The organism is Neptunomonas sp. XY-337 (assembly GCF_004959845.1).
GTDB lineage: Bacteria > Pseudomonadota > Gammaproteobacteria > Pseudomonadales > Balneatricaceae > Neptunomonas > Neptunomonas marina.
On sequence record NZ_SPLL01000006.1, the window covers coordinates 138131 to 151492 of the forward strand.

At 47.8% G+C, this 13362-nt stretch carries 12 protein-coding genes; 10 read left to right on the top strand and 2 right to left on the bottom strand.

What is annotated here, in order from left to right:
- Positions 1-140: 140 nt before the first annotated feature.
- From ald to pta, 3 genes are all read left to right on the top strand, one after another.
- Positions 141-1247 carry an alanine dehydrogenase gene (gene ald / locus E4L36_RS14050; protein WP_136681124.1) on the top strand — a complete coding sequence of 369 codons (1107 nt, stop codon included), beginning with the start codon at positions 141-143 and terminating at the stop codon, positions 1245-1247.
- A 62-nt stretch (positions 1248-1309) separates the two neighbouring features.
- Positions 1310-3073 carry a sulfoacetaldehyde acetyltransferase gene (gene xsc, locus E4L36_RS14055; protein WP_127693925.1) on the top strand — a complete coding sequence of 588 codons (1764 nt, stop codon included), beginning with the start codon at positions 1310-1312 and terminating at the stop codon, positions 3071-3073.
- A gap of 100 nt (positions 3074-3173) precedes the next feature.
- Positions 3174-4166, top strand: a complete 993-nt coding sequence (gene pta, locus E4L36_RS14060; RefSeq protein WP_136681125.1) for a phosphate acetyltransferase — start codon at positions 3174-3176, stop codon at positions 4164-4166.
- A gap of 89 nt (positions 4167-4255) precedes the next feature.
- Here pta and E4L36_RS14065 read toward each other — a convergent pair whose 3' ends face one another.
- Complete coding sequence (locus E4L36_RS14065) at positions 4256-4684, bottom strand: Rrf2 family transcriptional regulator (RefSeq protein WP_136681126.1); 429 nt, start codon at positions 4682-4684, stop codon at positions 4256-4258.
- Positions 4685-5163: 479 nt separating this feature from the next.
- Here E4L36_RS14065 and E4L36_RS14070 point away from each other — a divergent pair, with 479 nt between their 5' ends.
- From E4L36_RS14070 to E4L36_RS14080, 3 genes are read left to right on the top strand one after another with little or no spacing between them, the layout of a single operon-like run.
- Complete coding sequence (locus tag E4L36_RS14070; protein WP_240770742.1) at positions 5164-5916, top strand: amino acid ABC transporter substrate-binding protein; 753 nt, start codon at positions 5164-5166, stop codon at positions 5914-5916.
- Positions 5917-5942: 26 nt separating this feature from the next.
- Positions 5943-6614 (top strand): amino acid ABC transporter permease, encoded by a 672-nt coding sequence (locus E4L36_RS14075; RefSeq protein WP_136681127.1) that lies wholly within the window; start codon positions 5943-5945, stop codon positions 6612-6614.
- Positions 6611-7351: an amino acid ABC transporter ATP-binding protein gene (locus E4L36_RS14080; protein ID WP_136681128.1), complete on the top strand. Its 741-nt coding sequence runs from the start codon at positions 6611-6613 to the stop codon at positions 7349-7351. Before E4L36_RS14075 ends, E4L36_RS14080 begins: the two co-directional genes overlap by 4 nt.
- Before the next feature lie 24 nt (positions 7352-7375).
- Here the strand turns inward: E4L36_RS14080 and E4L36_RS14085 are convergent, their stop codons facing one another.
- The gene (locus E4L36_RS14085; RefSeq protein ID WP_136681129.1) at positions 7376-8263 is read right to left on the bottom strand and encodes a hypothetical protein; all 888 of its coding nucleotides are present in this window, start codon (positions 8261-8263) and stop codon (positions 7376-7378) included.
- Positions 8264-8620: 357 nt separating this feature from the next.
- Here E4L36_RS14085 and E4L36_RS14090 point away from each other — a divergent pair, with 357 nt between their 5' ends.
- From E4L36_RS14090 to E4L36_RS14105, 4 genes are all read left to right on the top strand, one after another.
- Positions 8621-9412, top strand: a complete 792-nt coding sequence (locus tag E4L36_RS14090) for a CHAD domain-containing protein (protein WP_136681130.1) — start codon at positions 8621-8623, stop codon at positions 9410-9412.
- A 116-nt stretch (positions 9413-9528) separates the two neighbouring features.
- The gene (locus tag E4L36_RS14095; protein WP_127693918.1) at positions 9529-9954 is read left to right on the top strand and encodes a hypothetical protein; all 426 of its coding nucleotides are present in this window, start codon (positions 9529-9531) and stop codon (positions 9952-9954) included.
- Positions 9955-10140: 186 nt separating this feature from the next.
- Complete coding sequence (brnQ, locus tag E4L36_RS14100) at positions 10141-11427, top strand: branched-chain amino acid transport system II carrier protein (RefSeq protein WP_206064564.1); 1287 nt, start codon at positions 10141-10143, stop codon at positions 11425-11427.
- Between the two features lie 310 nt (positions 11428-11737).
- On the top strand, positions 11738-13300 hold the full coding sequence (locus E4L36_RS14105) for a peptidoglycan-binding domain-containing protein (protein ID WP_206064565.1): 1563 nt from the start codon (positions 11738-11740) through the stop codon (positions 13298-13300).
- Positions 13301-13362: the final 62 nt, after the last annotated feature.

Consider the following 13362-nt stretch of genomic DNA (forward strand, 5'->3'; position numbering starts at 1 on the left):
TCTGGCAACTATCTGGCCCTACTCGTAAACAGGGCTGGATCCTAATCTGTTTACAACGTGATGGGGCAGCAAATTTCGGTTTTGCGTCCGACGTGCTCCATCCAACTCCAAGTAAATAAAAACAGATAAAGGAGTGCGAGATGCTGATAGGTGTCCCTAAAGAGATAAAAAACCACGAATACCGTATCGGTATGGTGCCTGCAAGTGTGCAAGAGCTGACGAGCCGTGGCCATCAAGTGGTTGTTGAAACCAATGGCGGTTCTGGCATCGGCTTTAGCGATGATGATTACCGCGCAGCAGGTGCGTCCATTGCAGCGACGGCAGAAGAGATCTTCGCCGCAGCAGATATGATCGTCAAAGTAAAAGAGCCTCAAGCGGTAGAGCGCAAGATGTTGCGCCCCGGCCAATTGTTGTTTACCTATCTTCACCTCGCACCCGATCCAGAACAAACAGATGACCTTCAAGCGAGCCAAGCAACGTGTATCGCTTATGAAACCGTAACCTCTCCTAACGGCGGTTTGCCGTTGCTGGCACCGATGTCGGAAGTCGCTGGCCGCATGTCTATCCAAGCGGGAGCTGCGTGCCTTGAGAAGTCCAAGTTGGGCCGTGGCATGTTGCTAGGCGGTGTTCCCGGTGTTGAACCTGCCAAAGTCGTGATCATCGGCGGTGGTGTTGTGGGCAGTAACGCAGCGCGTATGGCGATTGGCCTAGGTGCACGGGTCGTGATTCTTGATCGTAATATCGATGTGCTGCGCCGCCTTGTGGCTGAATTTGGTACGTCAGTTGAGACGGTTTATTCCAGCAAAGCAGCCCTTGAAGAGCATGTTCTGAGTGCGGATTTGGTTATCGGTGGCGTGCTCATTCCGGGTGCAGCCGCGCCAAAGTTGGTGACAAAAGAGATGGTCACGCAGATGAAACCGGGCGCTGCTGTTGTTGATGTGGCAATCGATCAAGGCGGTTGTTTTGCAACGTCACACCCAACGACACACCAAGAACCCACCTACATTGTGGATGATGTTGTGCACTACTGCGTTGCCAACATGCCGGGCGCTGTTGCGCGCACGTCGACGCTTGCACTGAACAACGCAACCTTACCTTACATCGTCGCCTTGGCCGATCTTGGCTGGGAAGAGGCACTGCGCCGCGACCCGCATTTGGCTAATGGCCTCAACGTACATGCCGGCAATATTACTAGCGAAGAAGTGGCAACAGCACTTGGACGCGAATACGTGCCTTACAACCCATAACTTGAATTGAAACTCCGGTGTGCTGCTTTTGGCACACCCTCCAATAATAAGGAAAACTGACTATGCCTCGTATGACTCCAAGTGAAGCAATGGTGGAAACACTCGTTGCAAACGGCGTAACTGACTGTTTCGGCATCATGGGCTCTGCCTTCATGGATGCGATGGATATCTTTACTCCTGCAGGTATTCGCTTGATCCCTGTCGTGCATGAGCAGGGCGCAGGCCACATGGCAGACGGTTACTCACGCGTTTCTGGCCGCCACGGTGTGTGTATCGCGCAAAACGGCCCAGGTATTACTAACTTCGTTACTGCGATTGCAGCAGCGTACTGGGCGCACTCTCCGGTGGTTTGTATCACTCCAGAAACCGGTACAAACTCCCAAGGTCTAGGTGGTTTCCAAGAAGCTCAACAGCTACCTTTCTTTGAAACAATCACGAAGTACCAAGTCTCTGTTGTGAACAACAACCGTATGGCTGAACTGACAGCTCGCTGCTTCGACCGTGCCATGCTGGAAAACGGCCCAACGCAGCTGAATATTCCACGTGACCTTTTCTATGGCGATATCAACTGTGAAATCCCTGAGCCAATCCGCATTGAGCGCTCTGCAGGTGGTGAAGCATCGCTAGATGCGGCGGCTGAACTACTAGCCAATGCTGAATTCCCAGTGATGATCTCTGGTGGTGGTGTTGTACTCGGTGAAGCATGGGATGAAGCGATTGCTATCTCTGAGCAGCTAGGTATGCCAGTTGTGAACTCTTACCTGCACAATGACTCCTTCCCAGCATCTCACCCAATGTGGTGTGGTCCGCTTGGTTACCAAGGTTCGAAAGCGGGTATGAAATTGATCGCTAAGGCGGATGTTGTACTAGCACTGGGTACGCGTTTAGGGCCTTTCGGTACACTGCCGCAGCACGGCCTAGATTACTGGCCGAAAGATGCCAAGATCATCCAAGTGGATTGCAATGCGAAGATGCTAGGTCTGGTTAAAAAGATCGACGTAGGCATCTGCGGTGATGCGAAAGCTGCTGCGAAAGCGTTGATGGCACGTCTTGCGGGCATGTCTCCAAAATGTCTTGAAAACCGAGCTGAGCGTGAAGCGACAATCGCAAACGAAAAAGCGGTTTGGGAAAAAGAGCTGGATGAGTGGATTCACGAGAAAGATGAATACTCACTAGACATGATCGCTGAGCAGAACGATGAAGAGGGCAGCTGGCTGCACCCACGTCAGGTACTTCGTGAGCTAGAAAAAGCGATGCCAGCTGACGTGATGGTGTCTACTGATATCGGTAACATCAACTCCGTTTCTAACAGCTACCTGCGCTTCGAGCGTCCACGCTCTTTCTTCGCAGCGATGTCTTTTGGTAACTGCGGTTACGCACTACCAACGATGATCGGTGCTAAAGTGGCAGCGCCAGATCGTCCGGGTATCTCTTACGCGGGTGATGGCGCATGGGGCATGTCGATGATGGAGATCATGACCTGCGTACGTGAAGATATCCCGGTAACGTCTATCGTCTTCCACAACCGCCAGTGGGGTGCTGAGAAGAAGAACCAGGTTGATTTCTACAACCGCCGCTTCGTAGCCGGTGAGCTGGAGAATCCAAGCTTTGCTGATATCGCGCGCTCCATGGGTGCAGAAGGTGTCACTGTAGATAAGCTGGAAGATGTAGGTCCTGCGCTTCAGGAAGCGATTCGTAAGCAGATGGAAGAGCGTAAGACAACGGTTATCGAGATCATGTGTACTCGTGAGCTGGGCGATCCGTTCCGCCGCGACGCGCTGTCTAAGCCTGTACGTCACCTAGAGAAGTACAAAGACTTCGTTTAAGCCTCTCGCTTAACACGTTTTACAACAGGGGCCTTGAGCCCCTGTTTCTTCTCTATGTGAGGCAAATGGACTCGCCAGCGTGACGGAGTGGGTGACTACGATGAAAGCGTTAAATAATATATTCGCACGTGCGGCAGCCGAGCCGCGTCGTATTGTGCTAGCAGAAGGCGAAGATGCACGCGTACTGCAGGCCGCTGCGATCGCTGTTGAGCGTGGTATCGCCAATGTGGTTGTACTGGGTAATGCAGCAAGCGTAAAAAGCCTCGCGCAGGCGGAAGGTATCAGTTTGGTCGGTATTGAGCTGATTGATCCTGCAACAGCGCCAGAACGCTCGCGCTATGCTGAAGTCCTCTTTTCGCTGCGTAAAGCGAAGGGTATGACCAAGGCGCAGGCGGAAGAGGCAATCGCGGATCCGCTTCACTATGCGCAAATGATGGTGCGTGAAGGTGATGCGGATGGATCGGTAGCTGGTGCTGTTTACACAACAGGCGACACCGTACGTGCTGCAATTCAGATTATCGGTATGGCGCCACAAAGCTCACTGGTTTCAAGTTTCTTCTTGATGATGCTGTGTGAGCCATTTCATGATTTAAAAGGCGGGGTCATCTTTTCTGATTGCGGATTAGTGATAGATCCCGATGCTGAGCAACTGGCTAATATCGCAATGTCAGCTGCAGATAGCGCCCAAAATTTGTTGGGTGAAGCGCCGCGGGTTGCGATGCTCTCATTTTCCACCAGTGGCAGCGCCTCTCACGCTGCAGTAACGAAAGTGGTTGAAGCAACCAACCGCGTGAAAGCGCAACGGCCCGAGATGATTATTGATGGTGATGTACAGCTCGATGCTGCGATTGTCGCTGAAATCGCCGAGCGGAAAGTTGCCAACTCCCAAACTCATGGTCGCGCCAATGTGCTGGTATTTCCGAATTTAGAAGCGGGCAATATTGGCTATAAACTTGCCGAGCGCATCGGCAAAGCGGAAGCGATCGGCCCCATTCTACAAGGCTTAAATAAGCCTGCTAATGATCTATCGCGAGGCTGCTCTGTAACGGATATCGTGAATGTAGTGGCGATTACGGTGGTGCAGGCCCAGTAAACCTTGTAGCGATTGAGCACGTTAGTGCTTTGCTTAACTCTCTCAGCGCTTTTGCTGATCTTTCTGCCTATCATTCGATAGGCAGTTTTTTATGCACCAAAGAGCAGAGGTTTGATGCGCTCTTTATCCGCCGTTACGTCGGCTAACGAATATTGATTCATAACATCGACAAACGCCTGCATTCCTTCATTTAGTGCTTGGCGTAGTTGACACGCGGGTTGTAAACGGCATTTCGTACCAGCGCAGTCAACCCCATCCAAGTGGTTCTCTAAGGCAACGATGACTTCGCCAATGCATATCTCTTCGGCGGGCTTCGCGAGCGTGATGCCGCCATTTTTACCACGATAGGCTTCGATATAACCGAGCTTGCGTAGTTGCCCTACGACTTTAACCATGTGGTTTTGTGAGACCTGATAAGTGTTGGACACCTCGCTAACGCTGCTGAGCTGTTTCGGCGGTAGGCAGGCCAAGTAGATGAGTGTTCGTAAGCCATAGTCTGTAAAGGCAGTTAGGCGCATAAGGACTCCACGCATAGCGTTATATCGTATATGTCTTATGCGTATTTTAGGCACAGCTAAGTCATGTTCGGAAGGCTTAGCTAGGTGAAAGTAGCAGAAAGTTTAACTTGTTTGTTGCATTTCTGATACAACTCAAAAAATCCAGATATTTGTTTTATATTTTTCCTTATAAGCTAATTAAAAACTGTCTGTAGGGCGCTCTATTAAGGTGTTTTGGTTAGTTTACATGGTAACTAAAATGTGCTGTCACTATCCGTATTTTGTTTGAATTTTTCTGTTACTACCGTACTGAATAATTCGATAGCTGATCGATCTTGAACCCGTCAGTGTGTGGATCAGATGAATTCTTGCAACGGTCTGTTTCGTGTTAGCTCACTAGCAGAGTTAGACTTTAGTTTACGTTGGATGTATATTTCCCAAAGGTATTAAAATCAATTTATAAATTTCCTTTTGTTATACATAAAGGGAGCGAGGTCTTTGTGAAAAAGTTTTTCAAACAAGTTGTGTTGGCGGTGGCCTTGGTGAGTGCAAGTGCTGCATCAATTGCAGAGGAAACTGTACGTGTAGGTATGTCGGGTAGTTACTTCCCGTTTACATTTAAGAAGCAGGATGTACTGCAAGGGTTTGAGGTTGATCTTTGGAAAGAGATCGGTAAACGCAATGGCTATAACGTTGAGTTTGTAACGTCTAACTTCTCTGGTCTTTTCGGGCTACTGGAAAGCGGCCGGATCGATACAATCTCAAATCAGATCACCATGACAGAGGCGCGTAAAGCTAAATATCTTTTCTCTGCACCTTACGTGATCGATGGTGCTCAGGTTGTGACGCGCAAAGGTTCTGACATAAAAGGGCCACAAGACCTAAGCGGCAAAGTTGTGGCAGTTAACCTAGGCTCAAACTACGAGTCTTTACTACGAGGGCTGCCAAATAGTGATCAGATCAAAATCAAAACCTATGACACAGGGATCGAGCAAGAGCTAGTGCTTGGCCGTATTGATGCCTTTGTGATGGATCGTATTTCATCTGCCCAGTTGATTAAGGAGCACCGTTTACCTTTTGCTCATGCGGGCGAGATATTTGAAAAGATCGAGAACGCGTGGCCATTGCTAAATAACGCGCAGGGCAAAGCCTTGAAAGCGGAGCTAGACAGCACACTTGAAGCGATGCGTAAAGATGGCACCTTAGCGGCTATCTCTAAGAAGTGGTTCGATACGGATATCACCGCGCAGTAGATCGTAGAGGCGAGTAGGGCGTTAACATGGGTTTTGATGTTTCATACTTTTTAGAGATCATACCGACTTTACTAGGCTATCTTGGTCTAACCATGAAGATGGCCTCTCTCGGCCTCGTGATCGCGCTGACATTAGCGACCGCGATGGCTATTGTGAGGGTGTTTAAGGTACCGGTGCTCGATTGGATCGTGCAGGTTGTGATCTCCTTTTTCCGTGGAACGCCTCTGCTGGTGCAGCTCTTTCTGCTGTATTACGGGCTGCCGCAGATCTTCCCAGTGCTGGTGGGTATTGATGCATTTACAGCGGCTGTCATTGGGTTGTCATTACATTTCTCGGCTTACATGGCTGAGACAATACGTGCGGCGATTTTAGGTATCGATCGAAGCCAAATGGAGGCGGCGCTCTCGATTGGCCAGTCGCCTGCCATGGCAATGCGCCGGATCATTCTGCCGCAGGCCGCACGTATAGCGTTGCCCTCGTTGATGAACCAATTTATCGACATGATCAAGTCCACATCGCTCGCATTTACACTGGGGGTAGTGGAGTTGATGGCAACGGCCCAGATGGAAGCCTCGTCTAGTTTTCGCTTTTTCGAGAGTTTCTTGGCAGTGGCGCTGATCTATTGGGTTGTGGTGGTCCTTTTTACCCAGTTGCAACTGTACTTAGAAGCTAAGTTGGGTAAGGCGTACCAGCGATGATTAAAATACGTAACTTAACAAAATCATTTAACGGCAGTACACCTGTTCTTAACGGTATTGACCTAGATATTGAAGAGGGTGAAATTGTTGCCATTATCGGCCCCTCCGGTACAGGAAAGTCTACGCTTTTACGCTGTGTGAACCTACTTGAAACGCCAGATGCAGGCAGTATCTCGCTCGATGGTGAAGAGGTTCCCGTTGCTCACGCAAGCAAAGAGCAGACCTTAGGTTTGCGCCGAAAAACCAGCTTTGTTTTCCAAAACTATGGTTTGTTTTTGCATAAAACAGCATTAGAGAATATTGCAGAAGGTTTGATTACCGTTTGGAAGCAGCCAAAAGCGGAAGCTTATAAAAAGGCGCGAGCCATTTTGCAAGATATTGGCTTGGCAGATAAAGCGGATAGCTACCCTGCATCGTTATCAGGGGGACAACAGCAGCGTGTGGGTATAGGCCGTGCTATGGCTTCTCAATCTAAGATCATGCTGTTCGACGAGCCAACATCAGCACTTGATCCAGAGTGGGTGGGAGAGGTGTTACAACTTATCAAGACGCTTGCGACGCGCAAACAGACTATGTTGATCGTGACTCACGAGATGCGTTTTGCTCGAGAAGTGGCTGATCGTGTTGTGTTTATGGAAGGGGGCAGGATTGTCGAACAGGGCCCGCCTGCACAGCTATTTGATCAACCCAAGGATCCACGAACGAAAGCATTTTTACAGCGCGTCACATCCGTGTGACGCTGCGACCAATTGCTGCGACAACTAGCTGTTGCGTTGGCTCCAACGGCGCACAAACGACACCAAACCAATCAAGAACAAACCAGCCGTTGCAGGCAGAGGCACGTCGGTGCTTGGCGGGGCAATCGGCCTATCGCTCTCTAGTCGATAACTGTATGTAAAGCTAACAGACTCATTGGTATTCAAGGTGCCAATATCAAATGCTAAGCCGATAACGCTATCGCCCTCTTCGCTCTGCGAACCTTTCAGGTAGTCATCTGGGTTTACTGACCAGGGGAAAGTCACACCCGTGTTGTGAAATAGATCATCGCTGCTGTAAAGCCCTAGGCTCAACTTGCTGTCTTTACCGGAGGAGACAACCCAATCATTAGCGGAATATTGGTTATCTCCTCGTTGGTTCATAGTCTGATGCGAGTTAATCGTAGAGGCGTCAGGGTCTGGATCTATTGCGCGCAGAAACTGCAACTCGGTCAATGGCGTCTTTGCGGTGATGGTAGTGATGAAATTGATCTGCTCGCTGTCATCATCTAAAAACGTGAGTGTCGATAGGCTAAAGAACGCGTTCTGCCCTTGCCAATCGACTGCCATATCATAAGGGCTGCCAATGGATACATCGTTCAGGGTGCCAGCAAGATCTGTTGGGCCTTCGTTGCTGTTGACGAGTAAAGATGACTGAGTCGAGTAAATGCTAAAAACTTCCCAAGGTCTCCCTGGAAGTAGATAGTCTTTGTCTCCAAATTGGCGTTGCCCTGTGGTGTCATACTGAATACCGGGGCTAGCTTTTCCGCCGTAACCGAGGGTGCCGTTTTGGCTTACGGCAGTACGTAGGTAATCTCCTTCAATGATGATGGAGGCTGATACTGGTGTTGCCGAAAGCAAACATATTAATGGTGTGATTAATGAAGCTTTCATTTTCTATCCTTGAGTTGTTTCTTCTTTGTTTTTTATTCATGCAATAATTGATCCATTAATCTTAAGTTTTTGAATTGTCATTAAATTAATATTTTATGGGATTTTTTATTTATTGGTTGTGTAAAAGTTGCTGACAAAAATTTTAGCGTAACTTATTGTTTTTTATGGTTTATTTTAGTCTCTTTTTTGCTTCAATATTAATTATTTTTAATCTTTGTTGTTTTTTAAATACATTTTCTAAGTAAATGTTTATCTATTATTTGCATGCTCGTTGAGGCTAGTCAGTGCACTGACTACGCAATGAACTTAACGACTGTCTAGGTGATCCAAAAGAAAAGCATCTGACGAGATTAACTCATGAGTACGGCGCTATCTGCTTCCACTGTGGCAACGCAGCTGAATCGTCGCCTGCTGCAAACCGTAGATCGGTTGCCCAGTTCTGAAGCCGTTCATGAAGTACGAAAGATTATTAAGCAGCAGCGGTCGTTGCTGTGGTTCCTGCAAACCCGTAAGCACGCAAAACCGATTTTGAAACATAAAAAGCGTTTGCAGGTTTTGGCGCGGCAATTAGCCCCAGCGCGTGAGCATGACGCGCTGGTTGAGTTAGTTCGCAATCGTGCGCGTCGCTCTAAGGGAGCTGAGAAGCGATGTTACAAACAGGTGTTGCCCTACCTTTTTGTAAGCGAAAGGAGAGTTGAGCCTGCACAGGCATCGCGTCAGATAAACGCGCAAAGCTATCGCAATGTAGTTAGCAAGACGCCGCTGAGCGCATTTGAGTGTGCAACAGACCGATCGGTGGCGATGGCATACAAAAGGGTGTTTAAGCGAGGCAAGCGCCTTTTGCTATCGGTCAAGCGCTGCCCTGACGCAGAGGCTTTGCATCGTTTGCGTAAACAGGTCAAGCATCGCCTTCACTTTCATAAGCTCTTGTTGCCCTCTGATCAGCCTGATCACACGAGGCTTATTAAACGCCTTAGTCGCTTGGCTGAACTCCTAGGAGAACACCATGACAGCGCTGAGTTGCTGCATTGGCTGAAAGCAGCAGACAATCTGCCAAAAGCGCTGCGTAAGTCACTTAAACGGTATCTTAGATGCCATCAAGCGGTTCTTGAAAAGAGGTGCTTAGCACTCGGCGCTAAGCTCTATTAGGCCCTGTCTTGCCAAATGAGCCTGGTGGTTGCAAGTTACGCAACTTTTTCGGCTTCGCTCTTCGCGCTTCTATTGTAGTGAGAGACTCCTGCTTCATTGCTAGAGGAGTGCACAGTATGTTTTTTACATTGATGGCAGTTACGTTCGGTATCTCTGCTTTTGTTGCTTGGTTATCAGTAACGTTATTTAAGCGTCCCTTGGCCGAGATATTTGAGCGCATTATTAAAGACCCCATTAGCGTTGCTTGGCAAAAGTATGTGGTGTTTGCAACCTATGTTGTCGGCGTATCGGGCGGTGTGAGGATCTATCAATTGGAGCGTTATATCACGGCGCCGCATCATGACGCCGAGATTATTACGCTTTCCGCAGAGCGTTGGGTACTAGAGCTGTATCGAACGGTGATTGAAACACTGCAGAGCATCGCTTGGATGTATCTTATCGTGTTTATCTTCGCATTGGTCGCTTACGTTATCGTTAAAGGATTTGAGTTTAAGTACCGCAGTTACGAAGCACCTAAACCAACGCCTGAAAAGAAAGACTAACCTTGCTATCTGAGATAACACTTGAACTAATACTTTGGTATGATGCACGGCTTTGTTTCCGGCGTTCGATATTAAGCAGTTTGAGACTGGCGGAGCGCGCCAGTTGATGCTCAGCGATGAGAGCGCTTGCTGTTTCATTAAGTATGGTTGAGGTTTACGTTGATAGATCGACTAAGTAAGGCTGATATGCTCGGCCTAGGTTTTATGACATTCGCGTTTTTTCTAGGCGCAGGCAATATTATTTTTCCACCTTTGGCGGGTATGTCTGCTGGACAAAGCGTGTTGCCAGCGATGCTCGGGTTTCTGACAACAGCGGTGGGTCTTCCGTTGCTAGGCCTGTTTGCGGTAGCGAGAGCAGGCGGTGGTATTCCAGAGATGACCAAACCGCTGGCAGCATGGGTAGGTGTGGTACTTTCAGTTGCAATCTATACCATCATTGGCCCACTCATCGCTGCGCCACGCACTGCTTTAGTGGCGTTTGAGTTGGGTTACCAGCCTTTTTATACGTCAGCTGAGGGCTCTCAGGTTGTCTATTCTGCAGTATTTTTCTCGGTGGCAACGGCGCTTGCTCTATACCCCGGCAAGTTAATGGATTCTGTTGGTAAAATATTGACCCCGTTATTGATTATTTTGCTATTGACACTGAGCGCTACAGTGCTGTTAGGAGATGCAGGTGACCTGAAGCTTCCAGTAAAGGGGTATGAAAGTGCGCCTTACGTGACGGGGTTTATTGAAGGCTACAACACAATGGATGCCTTGGCGTCTATCATGTTCGGTATGCTGATTATCGATATCCTCAAGAAAAAGGGTGTGACCGCGCCATCAGCGCAGTATCGTTACCTTGTTGTTGCGGCGGTTATCGCTGCGTTGGGTTTGGCAGCAGTTTATATCTCGTTGTTCTATTTAGGGGCGAACAATGCTGAGCTGGTGCCAGATGCTCAAAACGGTGGTGCAATTCTTAGCGCCTACGTGCAGCAACAGTTTGGCTTAACAGGCTCTCTTGTATTGGCAGGTGTGATCACGTTGGCATGTCTAACCACCGCTGTTGGACTGATCAGTGCATGTTCTGATTACTTCAACTCATTGTTACCCCGTGTTAGCTATCGTGCTTTTGTGTTTTTGAACGCGTTGGTATGTATTGCGATTGCAAATCTTGATCTGAGCAAGTTGATCGGTTTGAGCATCCCTGTGTTAGTTGCTTCGTATCCGATCGCGATTGCGTTGATCATCTACAGCTTAGTAAAAGACCGCCTGGCTACTCCTCATATGACGTTGATCGCAGTATTAGTTGTCTCAACACTTTTCGGGTTCGTTGAGGGGGCTAAAGTCGCAGGTGTCGAGATGAGCTGGTTGGCATTCTTGCCATTTTCTGATGTTGGAATGGCTTGGGTGTCGCCAATAGCTATCGTTATTTCAGCTTCAATATTTATAAGGCTTTTTAAAATAAGCTCGGTAACCGAAGTTAAAGCGTAAATAATTCATAAAAAAGAGAGGAAAAAACCTCTCTTTTTTTATTTGTAAAATCTAAAATATGGTCTATGAAAGATTTTAATAATATTTTTGAGCGTTTATTTTTTGTTAATTTAATTAATGAAAACTGTATGTTAAAGCATATAAATTAATTTTTTGTTAATCTTAATGTGTTGTTTTTGTTGCATATTTAATACATTTAAATATTTTTCAAACTTTTAATAGACCATCTATTTTTGTAAAGGTTCGCTTAAGTTTTATTTATTAGACTAGTCCCATGTCGAAAAGACAGCCGTCGAATTCAGGAGGACATATGGCTAAGTCTAAGCAAGTTGTTTTTAAATTATCAGTTTTATCTGCTGCAGTATTAATGGCTGCATGTAGCTCAAATAATACTAAGAGCCAACTAACAGAAGCTGGTATTTCAGCTGAACAGCTGGAAGCGCGTCAGCAACAATTGCTAGAGCGTGAAAAACAACTCACTGCGCGTGAAGCACGAGCTGAAAATGCACTGCAAAAAGCATTGGCTTCAAGCAAAGCAGTTGCAACAGGGAATGAACCTCTTCTACCACCTAATGCAAAACCAGGCGAATGTTACGCGCGTGTTTGGGTAGAGCCTTCATACGAGCACTACACAGAAACTGTTCTGGCTAAAGAAGCGAGTGAGCGTGTGGAAGTTATCCCAGCGCGCTTCGAAACGGTTAGCCAGCGTGTAGAAGTAGCTCCAGCAAGCTACCGCATCGAGACGGTACCAGCTCAATACCGCACCGTTAAAGAGCGTAAGCTAGTGAAAGAATCAGGCCTGCGTTGGTTGGTTGATCGCGCTGCTAACTCTGCTCCAGCAAGCCAAGAGTTGCTAAACGCTGCGCGTGCGCACGGTATCAACTTAGACGCTGCTAAGCCTGGCATGTGTTTCCATGAGCACTACACACCAGCTAAATACGAAACTGTAACTGAAGCGGTATTGGTTCAAGATGCTTACGAAAAAGTAAGCACAACGCCAGCTAAATACCGTTGGGTTGAGAAACAAGTACTGGTTCAAGATGCAACAACTCGTATCGAGCAGGTACCTGCTAAGTACAAGACTGTTACTGAGCAAGTGATCGATAAGCCAGCACACACAACATGGAAAAAAGGCACAGGCCCTATCCAGAAGATCGACTCTGCGACAGGCGAAATCATGTGTTTGGTTGAAGTACCAGCAACGTACAAGACCATCACTAAGCGCGTATTGGTTGCTCCTGCGACAACTCGCACAGTTAACGTTCCAGCTAAATACGACACTGTTCGTGTGAAAGAGTTGGTTGCAGAAGCGTCTGAACAGCGCCACACGGTAGCTGCGAAGTACAAAGATGTACCTGTTAAGCGTAAGGTATCTGATGTTGAGTTCGTATGGCACGAAGTACACAACAAAGAGCACCCATCCAGCACGCGTACAGGCAACAAGATCTGCTTGACTGAAACACCAGCACAGTACAAAACGATCACGCGTCAAGAAGTTGTTCGTGAAGCGCAAAGCCGTAAAGTTGAGATTCCAGCACAATACAAAACTGTAAAAGTGACGCGTGAAGTGTCGCCTGCTCAGGAAAAACGTATCGAGATCCCAGCTGAATACGCTACAGTTAGCCGCAGCAAGCTGAAGGCTGATGGTTTCATGGAGTGGCGCTCAATCCTATGTGAGACAAACATGACGCCACGTACAGTCATGAACATCCAGCGCGCACTTAAAGCAAAAGGCTTTAACCCAGGTGCGGTAGATGGCATCGTTGGTAGCTCAACAGTACGTGCAATCAACGACTTCCAGCGTAAAAACAACCTGCCAGTTGATAAGTACATCAACATCGACACGGTTAAAGCGTTGCAAGTAGAGATCTAATAAAGCACGACTAAAAGTAAAAAGCCTCTAGTGTCGCTAGAGGCTTTTTTGTATCTGCAGGT